This is a genomic window from Bradyrhizobium sp., from assembly GCF_050014615.1.
Classification (GTDB): Bacteria; Pseudomonadota; Alphaproteobacteria; order Rhizobiales; family Xanthobacteraceae; genus Bradyrhizobium.
Window position 1 is genome coordinate 15,289 of the sequence record NZ_JBEKCZ010000049.1, and the last position, 15,768, is coordinate 31,056.

At 59.9% G+C, this 15,768-nt stretch carries 15 protein-coding genes; 8 read left to right on the top strand and 7 right to left on the bottom strand.

Translation table 11 applies throughout. The features are described 5' to 3' along the window. Positions 1-53 precede the first annotated feature (53 nt). Both ABR948_RS10585 and ABR948_RS10590 read right to left on the bottom strand, forming a co-directional pair. The gene (locus ABR948_RS10585; RefSeq protein ID WP_428116873.1) at positions 54-893 is read right to left on the bottom strand and encodes an AraC family transcriptional regulator; all 840 of its coding nucleotides are present in this window, start codon (positions 891-893) and stop codon (positions 54-56) included. 123 nt (positions 894-1,016) lie between these two features. Next, complete coding sequence (locus ABR948_RS10590; protein ID WP_428116875.1) at positions 1,017-2,435, bottom strand: UbiD family decarboxylase; 1,419 nt, start codon at positions 2,433-2,435, stop codon at positions 1,017-1,019. A 251-nt stretch (positions 2,436-2,686) separates the two neighbouring features. On the opposite strand from ABR948_RS10590, the gene ABR948_RS10595 reads away from it, so the two are divergent. Beyond that, entirely contained in the window at positions 2,687-3,607 is a 921-nt protein-coding gene (locus tag ABR948_RS10595) for a LysR family transcriptional regulator (RefSeq protein WP_428116878.1), read from the top strand. 11 nt (positions 3,608-3,618) lie between these two features. On the opposite strand, the gene ABR948_RS10600 is transcribed toward ABR948_RS10595, so the two are convergent. The 3 genes from ABR948_RS10600 to ABR948_RS10610 form a co-directional block, all read right to left on the bottom strand. Next, positions 3,619-4,458 carry a helix-turn-helix domain-containing protein gene (locus ABR948_RS10600; protein ID WP_428116880.1) on the bottom strand — a complete coding sequence of 280 codons (840 nt, stop codon included), beginning with the start codon at positions 4,456-4,458 and terminating at the stop codon, positions 3,619-3,621. A 161-nt stretch (positions 4,459-4,619) separates the two neighbouring features. Beyond that, positions 4,620-5,261: a DUF1989 domain-containing protein gene (locus ABR948_RS10605; protein ID WP_428116883.1), complete on the bottom strand. Its 642-nt coding sequence runs from the start codon at positions 5,259-5,261 to the stop codon at positions 4,620-4,622. A 102-nt stretch (positions 5,262-5,363) separates the two neighbouring features. Next, the gene (locus tag ABR948_RS10610; RefSeq protein WP_428116886.1) at positions 5,364-6,302 is read right to left on the bottom strand and encodes a haloalkane dehalogenase; all 939 of its coding nucleotides are present in this window, start codon (positions 6,300-6,302) and stop codon (positions 5,364-5,366) included. A gap of 127 nt (positions 6,303-6,429) precedes the next feature. On the opposite strand from ABR948_RS10610, the gene ABR948_RS10615 reads away from it, so the two are divergent. Both ABR948_RS10615 and ABR948_RS10620 read left to right on the top strand, forming a co-directional pair. Beyond that, a complete protein-coding gene (locus tag ABR948_RS10615; protein ID WP_428116889.1) occupies positions 6,430-7,359 on the top strand; it encodes a LysR family transcriptional regulator in 930 nt (309 codons plus the stop codon). 110 nt (positions 7,360-7,469) lie between these two features. Next, positions 7,470-8,288 (top strand): sterol desaturase family protein, encoded by an 819-nt coding sequence (locus ABR948_RS10620; protein WP_428116892.1) that lies wholly within the window; start codon positions 7,470-7,472, stop codon positions 8,286-8,288. Positions 8,289-9,081: 793 nt separating this feature from the next. Here ABR948_RS10620 and ABR948_RS10625 read toward each other — a convergent pair. Further along, a complete protein-coding gene (locus ABR948_RS10625) occupies positions 9,082-9,432 on the bottom strand; it encodes a hypothetical protein (protein ID WP_428116895.1) in 351 nt (116 codons plus the stop codon). Between ABR948_RS10625 and ABR948_RS10630 the strand changes: the two genes are divergently transcribed. The 4 genes from ABR948_RS10630 to ABR948_RS10645 are packed head-to-tail and all read left to right on the top strand — an operon-like array spanning position 9,406 to position 13,706. Then, entirely contained in the window at positions 9,406-10,305 is a 900-nt protein-coding gene (locus ABR948_RS10630) for a hypothetical protein (protein WP_428116898.1), read from the top strand. The genes ABR948_RS10625 and ABR948_RS10630 overlap by 27 nt on opposite strands. Before the next feature lie 57 nt (positions 10,306-10,362). Further along, positions 10,363-11,082, top strand: a complete 720-nt coding sequence (locus ABR948_RS10635) for a hypothetical protein (protein ID WP_428116901.1) — start codon at positions 10,363-10,365, stop codon at positions 11,080-11,082. 10 nt (positions 11,083-11,092) lie between these two features. Then, a complete protein-coding gene (locus tag ABR948_RS10640) occupies positions 11,093-13,024 on the top strand; it encodes a GMC family oxidoreductase (protein WP_428116903.1) in 1,932 nt (643 codons plus the stop codon). A 25-nt stretch (positions 13,025-13,049) separates the two neighbouring features. After that, positions 13,050-13,706: an HAD family acid phosphatase gene (locus tag ABR948_RS10645; RefSeq protein WP_428116906.1), complete on the top strand. Its 657-nt coding sequence runs from the start codon at positions 13,050-13,052 to the stop codon at positions 13,704-13,706. Here ABR948_RS10645 and ABR948_RS10650 read toward each other — a convergent pair. Continuing rightward, positions 13,691-14,011 (bottom strand): hypothetical protein, encoded by a 321-nt coding sequence (locus ABR948_RS10650; RefSeq protein WP_428116909.1) that lies wholly within the window; start codon positions 14,009-14,011, stop codon positions 13,691-13,693. The two genes, ABR948_RS10645 and ABR948_RS10650, sit on opposite strands and share 16 nt — an antisense overlap. Between ABR948_RS10650 and ABR948_RS10655 the strand changes: the two genes are divergently transcribed. Then, positions 14,004-15,647 (top strand): PQQ-dependent dehydrogenase, methanol/ethanol family, encoded by a 1,644-nt coding sequence (locus tag ABR948_RS10655; protein ID WP_428116911.1) that lies wholly within the window; start codon positions 14,004-14,006, stop codon positions 15,645-15,647. The genes ABR948_RS10650 and ABR948_RS10655 overlap by 8 nt on opposite strands. The last annotated feature ends 121 nt before the right edge of the window (positions 15,648-15,768 follow it).

Sequence of the window (15,768 nt, forward strand, 5' to 3'; positions counted from 1 at the left end):
GTCCGATCTCAAAACTTACCATCCCGTCTCATTTTCGCGGTTGCAATGCAGCATCAACTGGCGAGACGGGAGACGTTTCGGAACTCGCGCGGACTGACCCCGGCATGATTACGGAAAAAGCGCGTGAAATGAGCCGGAGCGGCAAAGCCGAGCGTTTGGCTGATGTCGCACAGGCTTGCGGTTCGATTGAGCACCGCATCGACCGCCTGCTCCATGCGCACGACGTTCTGGTAAACCTTCGGTGGCACGCCGATCGAGGATTCGAACAACCGGAACAAATGCGACCGCGACAGACCCGCTTCCTTTGCCACGGCATCGAGCCCGACGTGTCGCGTTTCGGTCCGCATCGAGGCCGCCACCTTGCGGATGCGCCAGTCACCCGAGCGAACGTTCATTTCCCGGATCGAAGCCGGAAAACTGCGCCACGGCGTGAAGCGCTCGATCACCGCGATCATCAAATCGGATAGCATCGCTTCGTGGGCGGCCCGTGCGTCCGGACGCGCCATCATATCGGCCGCGAGATTCATCGCGAGGCCACGGATGCGCGGCGAGACATCGCCGGAGGGATGGGTGAAAAAGCCAGGCGCGCCGCTCGCGGCCCAGCCCGGCCGGAACGCCTTCAGCCATTCCGGTTCGATATACAGCGCCAGAATGACGGTACGCGGCCGCGCGGGATCATGGACGTAGGCATGCGGCTGCCAGCCATTGACCAGCACGGCGGTCTGGTTGGTGAGCGGGTAGACCTTGTCGCCGACGACAAACTGGGTGTCCGCGCCCTCGACCTTCAACAATACATGGCAATGCGGGTGCGCGTGGCGCACCAGCGACCAGTCCATATCGAGAAGCGCGACCCGGCCAAACGCTCCGTGCGCGATACGCAACGCTGTCGACATAGCCATCTCTCCCAGATTGAGACGGGCGCGCCAACTCAGGGCGCGCGGCCGTCTATCTCATTTCCCCGTTACACGTTCGCCGGCTTGGCCAGCGTTTTTTTTAATTGAACCGCTCGATTTTCCTCAGCTCGCGACGATCCGCGCAAAGGCGGCCTTGGAATCATCCTGAATCTCGCGAGCGAGATCGATATTTTCGATGCCCTTCACATGGATGCGCTTGAATTCCATCGGCTCGGTTGAGAGCGGCTTGGTCGCGTCGATGCCCATTTTGGCGCTGATGCCATCCGCCGAAGACGGATCGAGCTTCGAGCCCTGGGCACCGGAGACGACGACGAGATCACGATCGGCCTGGAAGCGCGTCGCAATCGCCCATTCGATCTCGTTGGGGTCATCGATATCGACATCCATGTCGACCACCACCACCTGCTTGATGTCGTAGTGACCGCCGAACGCACCCATGATGATGTTCTTCGGCTCGCCTTGGCTCGCCTTGTCGATCTTGACCGCGAGGTGATAGCGGCAGGTGCCGCCGCGGGTCAGGCGGACGTCGCGCACCGAGGGAAAGCTGCGTTGCAGATGTTCCAATAGCGTTGCTTCGCGGGGAATCCCGCCGAGCAGAAGATGCTCGACGCCGCCGCCGACGATGGTGTGAAAAATCGGATTCTTGCGATGCGTGATCGCGTCGACATGAATGACTTCGCGGTCGGCACGAGGACCATAATATTGCGGAAACTCGCCAAACGGCCCCTCCGGTTCGCGAACCTTAGGGAGGATCCGGCCTTCGATCACGATCTCGGCGTGGGCGGGCACGCGAACCGCGTTGGTCCGGCATTTGACCATTTCGATGGGCTGACCGAGCAGCGCTCCAGCGATTTCCATTTCGTCATCATCGAGCGCGGCGATGGCCTGCGATGCCAGAATGCAGGCCGGATGCACGCCGATGACCAGCGCGATCTCCAGCGCCTCGCCGGCCTCCTCGGCCATCCGGAAATAGTGCCGCGTGTGCCGCGGCAGCAGCAGCACGCCAATGCGATCGGGGCCGCTGACCTGGCAGCGGTGAATCGAAACATTCTGAATGCCGGTCACTGGATTGCGAGCGATCAAGAGCGCCGCCGTAATATAGGGGCCGCTGTCGAGTTCGTTGTGCTTTGGAATTGGCAATTGCCGCAGCAGATCGACGTCGCGATGGACGACGTCCTGCACCGGCGCCGCCGCCACCTCGATCCACGGCAGCGGATGACGGACGGCATTCTGGAAACGGGACAACAGTTCACCACTGGGAACGCCGAGGGAATCGGCGATCCAGCCGCGGTCGGCGAACAGATTGGCGACCACGGGAATGTCGTGCTGGCCCGGCTTGGGGAACAGCACGGCGCTTTCCAGTTCAAGCTTCTTGGCCACCGCCGCCAATTCGTCGATCAGCGAAACACCCTCGCGAGCGACCACCAGCCGATCGGTCGCTACCAGCCGCTGCAGCCAGCTCCGCAAATCCGGATGCTGCCAGTTGCGGGCGGTCGCGGGTTTAGCCCGGCCTGGTTCCATCATTGCCTCCATGGGGCGTTGCCCAAGCCTATGAAAATGGCCAGAGCACTTCGACGAGAGCACTTGGACCAGAGCACTGGAAATTCGGACGATCAAGCGCGGTTCCGCTGTGTTGCAGCGCAACCAGCATCAGCCGTCACATGGCCAAGCCCAAACGTAAGAGTCCAATCGGATCAGAACAAATAATTGATTTTTATGTTTATCATCATCAATAATGATAGCTTAACTGCGGCCCAAAAGCGAGAAGCGGCATGGATTTCAAGCAGATGCAATATTTCCTCTGTCTCGCGCAGGAGGGAAATGTCACCCGCGCCGCCCGTCAGCTCAATATCGTTCAACCGGCCCTAAGCATGCAGATCGCCAAGCTGGAGAAGTCGCTGGGCAAGCAGCTGTTCCACCGCGCCTCGCGCGGCATGTCGCTGACCCCGGCGGGTGAGGCGCTGGTGCAGCGCATCACCCCGATCATGACGGACATCGACCGCGTCCGCGACGAGATCACGCAACTCGACGGCCAGGTATCGGGCCGGGTCAGCATCGGCATGATCACCTCAGTGGCGCAAAGCACGCTGCCGGCGTCGTCGGCGAGGATCGCGGCCAAATATCCCGAAATCCATCTTCTGGTCTGCGAAGGCTATTCCGAGACTATGCTGGAGTGGGTGACGGCCGGACAGCTCGATATCGCCATCGTCAACACGCCGGCGCCGCGGCTGATGCCGGCCGCGCGGCATATTCTGGATGAAGAGATGTTGCTGGCGCACGGCGCGGGCAACCGGCTGGCGTTGCCCAAGGTCATCTCTTTCGACCGGCTCGAAGGCCTCGACCTCGTGATTCCGTCGCGGCGCCACGGGCTGCGGCGAATATTGGACGATGCGGCTGCGGAGGCGGGTTTCAGCCTGAAACCCAGGCTAGAGATCGACACGTTGTCGGCGATCTGCGAGGTGGTCGCGACCACGGATCTCCTGACCGTATTGCCCGGCATCGTGCTGCATTCGACCCTGTCAGCAGGACGGATCAAGGCGCGTCGTCTGCGCAATCCCTCGATCGTCCGCTCGGTGGCCTGGGTGACAAATCCGCGGCGCAGCGTGTCGGCGGCGATGGCAGCCGTCATGGACATCATCGCCGAGGATCTGACCAAGGCGGCAACCTCAGCCTCGCGTCTGGTCAGGCGCTGAGCAGGCGACGATCAGCCGAGATCGGCCATGACACGGCGATACTGGTTGGGCGACGTTCCCGTGTGCTGCTGAAAAAACCGGGTGAAATTACTCTGGGCACTGAAGCCCAGATCTTGCGAAATACTGCCGATTTCGTGTCCGTGTTGGCGCAGCCGGCCGACCGCGGTTTCCACCCGCAGCGCGTTGACATAGACGCGGGGGCTGACGCCGGTACAACTGCGAAAGAGATGATTGAAGTGAGGCCGGGACAGACCGCAGCCCCTGGCCAAATCATCGAGATCGACCGCGTCGGCCGCCAATTCGCGCATCCGCCGCAGCGCCCGGCCGATGCGATAGTCGCGCGGTCCGCGCGGCCTGTGCACGCCCGCGGCGCGATCGCGCCAGTCCGAAAACCCGTACGCGACGTTGAGGCAAAGCTCGAGAATCAATTCCCGCAGCTCGTCCTGCCGGTCGCAAGGATCCGCCATCCGCCGCACCACACCGGCGCGAAGCCGATCGATCTCGCTTGATATCGCGATCCCGGCGCGCGGAAAGAAGCCGGGCTCGGAGCAATGGACGAAACTGCGATCCGCATCCGCGAGCCAGCCGGGTTCGATATAAAGCGCCAGGAACAGCGTCCGCTCAGCGCCGTCGCGATGCACATAGGCATGCGGCTGCCACGAATTGACGGCGACAAGGGTGTCGCCTCGCAACGGAACTGTCTGCCCCTCGACCACGAAATTCTGGTCCGGGCCGCTCGCCTTGAAGATCAGGTGATAATGCGGATGCGCATGGTCCACCAGCGAGGTATCCATGTCGAGAAGCGCGACGCGTCCAAAGCGGCCCCGCACGATGCTCAAAGCCCTGGTCAAACTGATATCTCCGACCGGAGGTCATCCAAATCCGGTTTAGTCAGCTTCAAGGATACGCCGGATCGCCGACGACCGGTATGTGTCCGGGGCCAGAAAATCATCCGAAATGACAAATCGGCCGCGCCGCAGCAAAGCGCCGCCGCAGTGAACCAGGCCGTCGACTAACCGCCAACCTCCGGCGCGTCGGCCACGATCACCTCAACCGGCGTCGGTTCAAAACCGGCGGCCGGATTGTGCTGCTGCGGACAGTTCGAGATGACCACGAGGACCGGCATCTCGGCTCTCAACACGACGTAATCGCCGGCTTTGGAGATGCCCTCGGCGATAGTGACGTCGCCCTCGGCGGTGAATGGCACCCGCATGAAGAAATTGATGTTGGAGACGATTTCCGAGGGAGCCAGCGCCCATTTGGCAAGTTCCGCGATGAAATTCGTCCGGCAGCTTTCGGTCTTGATGACGCCGTACCGCACCTTGTCGATCTCGCAGCTACAGCATCCGGCGAGCGTATCGTGATAGCCGCAGGTATCATCGAGCACCGTCATCATCACGCGGGCGAGGTCCGAATAGATCTTCGAGCCCTTGGTAATGTAGAGCGACTTGTTCAGCTTGACGGTGTTCGGAAGGTTGATGCGGTCCAGCGGCAATTCGGCGCTGTAGCACAGGAAATCGATCGCCTGCTGGCCCCTGGTGTCAATCAGCGTCAAGGTCTGGCCGGGTTCGAGACGCGCAGACCATCGTCCTTTCGCCGCTACCGTTTCGCGCCGAATGATTGTGCCCTGATTGGCTTGCGTGCCAGCGCCCATTTTTTACCCTTGCATGTCGTGAGACGAACGCCTGGCGGCCGATCCGGCGCCAGTCGCGTCGTTTCAGCATTCCATAAAAATAGCGATATGTGAATGTTTACATCAAGTCCTGGAGAAGCAAGTTCTGGAGAAGTATGTGTCAGCTGGCGCCTGCGATGGGCGGTTCGCGATGGAGCCGAGCCATGCGACGATCGCCTGCCCGATCTCGTGCGGCGAATCTTCCTGCAGGAAATGCCGGCCGCGCACGGTCACTTCCTGCTGGTTGTTCCAGGTGCGGCAATAATCGCGAAGATTCCCGAAAATGACGGCGCCGGGATCGCCGTTGATGAACAGCTTCGGGACATCGCTGGTTTCCATCCAATGCGCATAAGCCTCTACAATCCCACGCATGTGCTCCGGTTCTCCACCGATCAGGATTTCGCGGGGAAACGTCAGCATCGGCCGCCGGTCTTCGCCGGGTTTGAGGAACGGCCGGCGATAGGCGTTCATTTCCTGGCCGGACAGCGGGCGAATGATCCACTGAGGAAGCAGGGTTTCGACAAAGACGTTTTGCTGCAGCACCATGTCCTCGCCCTCGGATGAACGAAGCCGTTCAAACAAGCCACGTTGAACCGGATTGAACTCGTCCCAACTGCGTGGCCGCACGGTGGTCTCGAAGTAGACGATCCCGCGCATGGCGTTCGGGTGGCGGCACGCCCAGTCCATCGACAGAGCCCCGCCCCAGTCGTGCCCAACCAGGACGACATTGTCGGCGATGCCGAGTTTTTCGAGCAGGCCCTCGACATAGCGCCGATGCTGCAGAAAGCCGTAACGCTGGGGATCGCTGCCACCGAGCTTTTCGGAATCTCCCATTCCGATCAGGTCTGGAGCGATACAGCGGGCGCCTTGCGCCACCATCGGCATGATGTTGCGCCAGATGTAGGACGACGTCGGATTGCCGTGAAGGAACACAACCGGCGGCCCGATGCCAAGTTCGACATAGGCCATGCGCTTGCCGTGAACATCGCAAAACTTCTTCGGAAGCTCTTGCGTCGAAAACATGTCGTCCCTCCTTTTCCTCTGTTCCCGCGGATTCGCCCGCCCCCGGTCCACCGCACATAACCCTTCCAATTTTGGCTGCTAGCTGCGAAAATCGGCAGGTATCCTTCCGATTTTGGTTGGGGGTTGAATGGATCGTCTTGAAGCCATGTCCATCCTGTTAGCCGCCGCCGAGACCGGCAGTCTTTCGGCGGCGGGCCGGCGGCTGGGAAAACCTCTCACGACAATCAGCCGCAAAGTGGTCGAGCTCGAAACGCATCTGAACGTTCGATTGCTGAATCGGTCCGGCCGCCGGCTCTCCTTGACCGACGCCGGCCGATCCTATGCGCAGGCGTCGAAGCGCATTCTGGAGGACGTGCGCGAGGCCGAACGCAGTGCGTCCGGCGAATATTCCGAGCCGAAAGGCGACCTCGTGATCACCACGTCATTGATCCTGGGACGTCAGCACGTGCTGCCGATCGTCGCCGAATTCCTTAAAGCCAATCCAGGCATCAACGTCGAGCTGCTGCTCGCCAATCGCGTCGTCAATATGATGGAAGAACAGGTCGATCTCGCGATCCGCATCGGCAACTCACCCGACAGCAGCCTGATCGCGATCCATCTGGGTTCGACCCGGCGCGTCGTTTGCGGCAGCCCCGCCTACTTTAGCACGCATGGTATTCCCAGAACGCCGGCCGATCTCGCGAAGCATGATTGCGTGACGATCGGCGGCTTCATGTCGCCCGGCACCTGGACATTCAGGTCCGGAAAGTCGGAAATAAAAGTACCGGTTCGCTCGCGTCTGGTCGTGAGTACGGCGGAGGCCGCGCTGGACGCCGCGATCGCGGGGGTTGGCATTGTCAGCGCCCTCTCGTTCCAGCTCCCGGCGGCGATCGCGGCCGGGCAGCTCAAAATCGTGCTTCGGGATTTCGAACCCGAGCCGATGTCCGTGGATATGCTCTATGTCGGCGGCCGCCTGATGCCGCGGAAGCTTCGCGCCTTCTGCGACTTCGCCGCGCCACGTCTGCGGGCAACGCTTTCCCGGCCCATCGACATCAGACAAAAAAATCATCCGAAATGATAAATCGGCCGCGCTGCAATAAAGCGCAGGTGTCCGCGGCGGACTATGCTGTCCCTCAAACACCAAGCGCCGGACCACGCCGGCCAGCAAAGCCATGAGGGAGAGAGACGATGGATGTCGTATTTCAGGATTCAGAGCGCGACCGCCGGGAACAGCAACGTCAGCAACTGTTCCGCGACAAATTCGTCGCGGAAACCCCACCCTGGTATCATGGCGCCATCCACCTCGGCTTTACGCTGCTGGTCACGGGCGTTGCGATGTGGCTGTGCTGGAACCGCATCCACCACGCCGGCCTCGAATGGCTGCTGGCGATCCCGATCGCGCTGTTCGGCAACTGGATCGAATGGGCCGCGCATCGCTATATCCTGCACCGTCCCGTCAAGGGGCTGGAGATGATCTACAAGCGCCACTGCACGGTGCATCACCAGTTTTTCACCCATCACGACCTGACCTATCACGGCCACAAGGAGTGGCGCGCGTTGTTGTTCCCGCCTTTCGCTCCGCTCGGTTTCGTGCTGGCCGCGCTGCCGCCGGCATTCCTGCTCGGCATCGTGATCTCGGCCAATGCCGGATACATCACCGTGTTCACGATGGCGGCCTATTACCTCATGTACGAGGGCCTGCACACGCTGTCGCATCTCGACGACGCGCGGCATCCCTATCTTCGATATATCCCGCTCATCAATACCGTGCGCCGGATGCACACCATTCATCACGTGCTCGGCTTCATGCAGACGCGGAATTTCAATCTCACATTCCCGATTTGCGACGCCCTGCTCGGCACCAGCGATCTCGACCGCGGGCTGGTCGGCACGTTGTTCAACGGCAACTCCAACAAATACATGCGCAAGGACCTGTTGCCGCATGATCCCGGCATCGCCGTGCCACAGCTCGACGGCCGCGAGAGCGAGCATCCAAAGATCGCCTGATCTGGCGATGCAGCGAGCGTGGCCCCATCGGCGCGCAAGAAGTTAAACAAACAGCGCCATCAGCGGCCTCGACGAGTTCCCACCTGATGGCGACAGCGACGATCAGTTTAAAAATCGCCTCAAATGCGGCCAAAACCAAGCGACATACCCGTTTGATTGTAATCAAACCGTCTTGTTGTGACGGTAGTTGCGTCGCCATTGATCCGCATGGCGGCTTCGGAAGGCGCCTCTTCTGCGCTGCGTCAGGTTTTCGTATTGACAATTTCCAGTTGTAAGATTTAATTCTACCTGAAAACGCAGCCTAGGGATTTTGCTCGAATATTTGAGAGCGCGAATTCATTCTTTTTTGATGCAGATCGCAAATTTGGTTTCGCTGAAGTGGTTCCGCTGAAGTCCTTGCTTGATTAGCTCTGGATTCCGCCTGCCCGAAAGGGGATGCCGATCATGCGCGATACCCGTCTGTTCGTCGTTGGACTCACAACTGCCGTGGCCCTGATGTCGCTGCCCGGTTTTTCGGCGCCGGCATCGGCGCAAACAGCCGCCGCCGCATCTGAAATCAAGCTGCTGACGCCAAGGCTGAAGTGCGATCCGGTACCCATTCAAGGGGAAACTCGCCGGCCCGCAGCTCCCATCGGGGATTATCCCCGTCAGCGACGAGGACAAGTCCAGGATCCTGTCGTTGGATTTGCCGTGTCAGGACAGAGCGCTCCCGACGGGACCCGAGGACGTTGGGTTGGAAAATCTTCAGCGGACTTTCGATTTCTATTCGTGGCGGACTTTCATCGCGCTGAATTCACCGGCAGGTGGAAAGACCACCATCGACCATTCGCAACCGGAAATGCCGACCCGATGGGAGGATATGGACAATTTCAAGCAGCTTCTCGACGTCATGCTGCCGCCCAATATGCAGCCGCCGAACTGGCCGAATGACAAAGCCGGGATGGAAGCCGCGCGCGAGCGACTGATGCCGGATGAGTGCCGCGCGCTGCATAAGGAAATGCCCGAGCGAATGGTCGTCAAGATGATCGAGGAAAGCTTCAACGAGCCATTCAAGACCGGCCCGTTGATCGACCAGCAGGGCCATTACGCCATCTTCGATATCCTGATGAACCGGCCGATGTTCGACTACATCATGCTGCATCATCTGAACACCAAGGCCGGACAGATGGCCAATTCCGGCCTGGCGGTCGACTTTCCCCCCGGCCAAAATTCGGACGGCACGCTCGGTGCCTTCATGCTCAAGGTCTCCTGGAAGATTCTCGTGCCCGACGAGATTCAGGCGAGAAACTTCCACATGGTGAAAGCGCTGGTTTTGATGCCACCGGGCGATCCGAAGGCGAAGCGGCCGTGTTTGCCTGAAACATTGGGCCTGATCGGCTTTCATGCGGTGCATAAGACCGCGAGCCGTCCGCAGTGGATATGGACCTCGTTCGAGCACGTCAAAAACGTCCCGGACAAGGATGAGGTCGCCGCAAGCAAGCTCGATGGCCCGTACAATTTCTTCAGTATCAATTGCAAAGACGACTGTCCGGCTCCGAATGCGACGCCTCCGCGGCCATGGGATCCCGATCCGGCGCTGCAGCTGAAGTTCAGAAAGAACGACTCGTTCAAGAGCCAGATCGTTCGCGAGACTCCGCTGACCGACGCAGCCAAGCATATGAACGATATTTTTCACGACATCCTGAAGGGCACAGTCTGGGTGAACTACATGTTGCTCAGCACGCAATGGCCGAGCGTGTTCGGATGCACGATATTGCACTCACAGAGTTTCGACGCACCATTGCCCAAGACGGATTTTGTAAAACAGCCGGATATGACGTGTTCTCCCGCGCCGACATTTTTCGCAAACTCGACGCTGGAAACCTACAGTCAGGGAGAAATTCCTCTCGCTTCATCCAGTTGCATCGCCTGTCACGGCAATGCCGTGAGTTTTCAAACAAACGCGTCGAATCAAAAGCCCGGTGAAGTCCGTTTAAATCAGTCTGATTTTACCTTCATTCTGGAGAAGGCGCAGTAGTCGAGGTCGTGCCATCAACGCAAGTGCTATTCAAATTTGAAATCATTGAGGGCCATTATGAGCACGTCACCGCTTCATGAGCACCATCGAATTGCACCGGTCCCGCCCCCCCATGAACAGGCCGGCGACGTTTCCCGGCGCGCAATGCTCGCCGGCACGGTGGCCTCGACAGCGGCGGCAGCCGTCGGACCGATCAGCGGATCAGCCTATGCCCAGGGCGCCGATCCCATGCAGGATATGATGAAGTTCCTGGTGCTTTCCGGGGCACTCACGGGAATTCAGATCGCCAAGCTGGCGCCCGAATTTCAAGCCGACCCGAAGAAACCCGGGATCTTGAATGCCGATCCCGGCGTCGACCCGATCAATGTCAAGAATGACTACTTCAAATGGATCAATGCGAGTGACGGAGCGACATTCGGAAAATTGCTGCAGATCGCCAGTGACAATAGCGATTCGGCGCCGGACATCATCAACGCCGTGAACGCGAGCGACGACACCAAGTTTCTGGCGCGCAGCATCGTTTTGCTCTGGTATCTCGGCTCCTGGTACGAACCGAAAGACTTGCAAAAAAATTCCGCACCTGGGGCCCGCGCATTACTTGATTCCCAGGTTCTGTCGGCCAAAGCCTATACCCAGGGCCTGGTCTGGCAGATCGCGCAGGCCCATCCGATGGGCTACAGCAATCTGCAGTTCGGCTACTGGTCGCGCGAGCCTAATGATCTGAACGATCCGGGTGACAGATCCAATCTCGGCCTCATCACGCAAACGATTCCCTGAGGAACCAGCCATGGCCGACAATAATTGCATCAAGTGCGATGTTGCGATCGTCGGGTCCGGTTTTGCCGGCGCGTTGATCGCCAATGAATTGAGCGGGAAGGGTATTAGCGTCGTAATTCTCGAGGCCGGCCCGGGCGTTCAGCCCAATATCAACGACTACATGAAACGCTTCTATACCGCTCCCGTTAAGGTGCCTGAGAGCGCCTATCCTCCGGAGTTGTTCGGCGATCCGGCAAAACTGGCTGCCGGCAGGCCGACGTCGGTGACGCTGGATGCCAAAAGCTGGAACAATCCCAAACAAAGCTATCTCGTTCAAAAGGGGCCGCGACCCTTTACCAGCACCTACGAACGCGTCGCCGGCGGTACATCACATTGGCTCGGTACTTCCTTGCGGCTGGTACCGCGCGATTTCACCATGAAAGCGAGCTATGGCAAGGACCAGTCGGGTTTCCCGTTCCCGGATTGGCCAAAGGCCATTACCTCTCAATCTCTGAGCTCGTGTTACGAGCGGGCCGAGGCCGAACTCGGCGTCTCCGCTGACGTGAAGGAGCAGAGCTTCCTCGGTATCGATTTTCGCAAGGACTACACTTATCCGATGCCGAAGATACCGGCCTCGCTGCTCGATCAGCGTATCGGCGAAGCGCTCTCGCAATTGACTGAAGACGAGACCAAATTTCTCGGAATGGAGAAGCCCGTCACCTCGGTCAAGGTGCGAAGCCTGCCGGCGGCGCGCAATTCCCAGCCCTATCGGAATCGCCGCGCCTGCGCCGGAAATACCAATTGCATTCCGATTTGCCCGATCGAGGCCAAATACGATCCGACTATCACGTTGAACGAAGCAACCAACAGGGGCGCTCGGCTTGTCGACCACGCGGTCGCCAGCAAGATCATCGTTGAGGACGGGCGCGTCAGCCAGATCAAGTTTATCAAATACGAGAATGAGGCCGGGCCGAGGACCGGAGAAGGATGCGTCCAGGCAAAAATCTATGTCATCGCTGCGAACGCCATCGAGACACCGCGGCTGCTCCTGATGTCAAACAATGATGGCCGAACCAGCAAAGGCGTCGCCAACAGCAGCGACATGGTCGGGCGTCATTTGATGGATCATCCGTATTACGTCGCCTGGGCGCTGCTGCCGCCGACGGCAAAGCCGGTATTTCCCTATCGCGGCCCGCTGATCACCTCAGGCATCGGCGACCTCTGCGATGGCCCGTTCCGCGCCAAGCGCGCCGCATTCCGGGTCGACATCGGCAATGAAGGTTGGAATTTTGTGGTTGCAGGCGCAGCGTTCGGGGCCGACCCTCACGTCACCACCATTGATTTTATCAATGGAATGAACTCGGGCGGCCTGAATTCGAAGGATTTCAACCAGCTCGGCAAGGATAATGTTGCGCTGTTTGGCGCTGACCTCGCCCATAAACTGAACGATCTGATTACGCGGCAGTTCCGGATCGGATTCCTGGTCGAGCAGGATCCGGATCCAAACAATCGGGTGACGCTATCGTCGGAATTCAAGGACGCTCTGGATCTGCCGCGCCCGGAAATATCCTACAATATCTCGGATTACACGAGACGGGGCTTCGTCGCCGCCTATCGAATGCGAAAACTCATCTTCGACAAGATGGGCGCGATGGATTTCACCCATCGTGCACCCGATCCCGCAACCAACAGTCCTGGACGTTTCGAGGAGACCATCGACGGTCACCCCGTCACGCTCACCTATGGCGGCGCCGGCCATATCATGGGAACTTACCGGATGGGCGATAACCCAAAGACGTCGGTGGTCGATTCGTTCCAGCGCTCGCACGATCACAACAACCTGTATCTGGTCGGCAGCGGCACGTTTCCGACCGGCGGCACCGCCAATCCGACGCTCACGCTGTCGGCGCTGGCGCTGCGGACCGCGGACAGCATTGTCGGCGACCTCAAATCGCACGGCTAGGCGCCGCATTGTCGCGGAGGAAAATATGACGCGCACGGACCGGTACAGGAAGCTGCTGATCGCAACTTGCGCTGTCGCGGCACTTTCGATGACGCCAAATCCTGCATGGACCGCGGACACGTGTCCGGCACCGGTGCCAAACCACGTTCCCGAACCACCGCCGCCGCCGCTCAATCTCGGCATTATCAAGAACCAGCTGCGCGACTATCAGACGAAGTACTACAATGATGATGTCACCGCGGTCTTCAGTTCGGCGCAAAAGTACGTGGAGCAGAACGCGGCCGGGTCGAAACGGCCTGCGCTTGTGCTCGATATCGACGAAACATCACTCACCAATTGGCCGAATCTCGCTGCCGACGATTTCGGCTTCATCGCGGACGGCTCTTGCGATGTACTACCGGCGGCGGTGATTTTCATCACTGGCCGTCCTGACAAGCAACGGGATGCCACCATCGTCAACCTCGATCATGCGGGGTTTGATGGATGGACCGAGCTTCGAACCCGACCTGACCGGGACGACCGCACGGTGCAGAAGTACAAAATGGAAGAGCGAATCAAGGTCGAGGCTGAGCCCGAGGGCTACACGATCATCGCTAATGTCGGAGACCAGCAGAGCGACATCGATGGCGGCCATGGCGGTTGCACCTTCAAGGTACCCAACCCGTTCTATTTCATCCCCTGAAAAGACCTGACGCCGCTGTTCAATGGCAGCAGCTCCAGCGCATGCGCAAGGGCCTGCTGCGGCATGATCCGGGCAGCGTCGCGCCGCAGCACGAAGGCCGCTTCCTCCTGGTTCTTCCAGTTGCGGCATTGCAGCAACGAGCCGCCCGCCCCCCACACGCGGGACCGGTGCATCAATGCGGCAATGGTGCCGATGCGAAAAATCGAATAATGGTGGGTTAAGAAACCAAGAAACCAACTTTGGGGAGGACCTATCGTGAAGCGATCGATGCTTTTTGCGTTGTTGCTGAGTGCCGCTGTGCCCATTGCCGCGCTCGGCCAGACCGCCGACGAGTTGAAGAACGACGAGAATACGCCTGGCGACGTGCTGGTCTACGGCATGGGGTATTCGGCAAACCGGTTCAGTCCGCTCACCCAGATCAACAAGGAGAATGTGAGCAAACTGGTCCCGGTATGGGCCTATTCGCTCGCCGACCTGCAAGGCGGCGAGAGTTTTCCCATTGTCAAGGATGGCGTCGTCTACGCAACGACCCACAATGCGACGGTGGCCGTCGACGCGATGACGGGCAAGCAGATCTGGCGGGTCGTGCACGACTATCCGCCGGAGACCTTGCGCGTCGTCTGCTGCGGCATCGTCAATCGCGGCGCCGCTATCTACGAAGGCATGGTCATTCGCGCTTTGATGGACGACCGGATCGTCGCGCTGGACGCCAAGACCGGCAAAGAGATCTGGACGGTGAGTTCGCCCGAGCCTGCGACTGCCGCAAACGGCTACGCAATGACGGGCGCGCCGCTGATCGTCAATGGCGTCGTGATCATGGGCGTCGCCGGCGCCGAGTTCAGCCATCGTGGCTTTCTCGAAGGATATGATGCCAAGACCGGCAAGCATTTGTGGCGGCAATACACGGTTCCGGCCAAGGGTGAGCCGGGGTCCGAGACCTGGGAGGGCGATTCCGGGCTCACCGGCGGCGGCAGCACCTGGCTCACCGGCACCTACGATCCGGAGCTCGACCTCGTCTACTGGGGCGTCGGCAACCCGGCGCCGTGGAATCCGCGCGCCCGCAAGGGCGACAACCTCTTCACCAACTCGGTGTTCGCGGTCAGGCCGAAGACCGGCGAACGCGTATGGTATTTCCAGACGTCACCGCAGGATCCTTTCGATTATGACGCCGTGCAGACGCCGGTCATTGCCACGATCAATGTCGACGCGAAGCCGCGCAAGGTCGTCATTCAGGCCAACCGCGGCGGCTTCCTCTATGTGCTCGATGCCAAGGACGGCAAGCTGATTACCGCAAACCCCTACGGCAAGGTGAACTGGGCCAGCGGGATCGACATCAAGACCGGACGTCCCGTTGTGACCGATGTCTTTACCGGAGCTCTCGAGGGCAAGACCGTCACGGTCTGGCCGTCGGTCTCCGGGGTGACCAACTGGCAACACATGTCGTTCAGTCCACGCACCGGAATGCTCTACATCAACACGCTGCATGTCGGCATGACCTACCAGGCGGGCGATCCGCCGAAGCTGGAACCCGGACGCCCGTCCGGTGCCCCAACCGTCAAGCGAACGGTGGTCACCGACGACCCCAACGTCCGCGGCTATCTCAAAGCCGTCGACCCCATGACCGGCAAGTCGAAGTGGGAGGTGCCGTACCGGAGCCCGAACTATTCATCGACCATGGTGACGGCGAGCAATCTGGTGTTCAGCGGCGTCATGACCGGGGAATTCCAGGCTCTGGATGCCGACACCGGCAAGGTGCTGTGGAGCTTCCAGACCCCGTCGGGCATCATCGGCCAGCCGGTGACCTGGGAGCGAGGCGGCAAGCAATACGTCACGGTCATGAGCGGCATCGGCGGCGTCTATGCGCAGCGCGGCGGGGACCCGAACCTCAACAACCTGCCCACGGGCGTGTCGCTGTGGACTTTTGCATTGTTCGACAAATGACTTGTCGATAACTGACTTGCGCACTGTTCGACAAATGACCTGAAAATAAAGGCCACCTGCGGTGGCCTCCGTCACCACTACCTTCATCATCAGCCTATTCGGTCTGCCGGCCGCACATCGG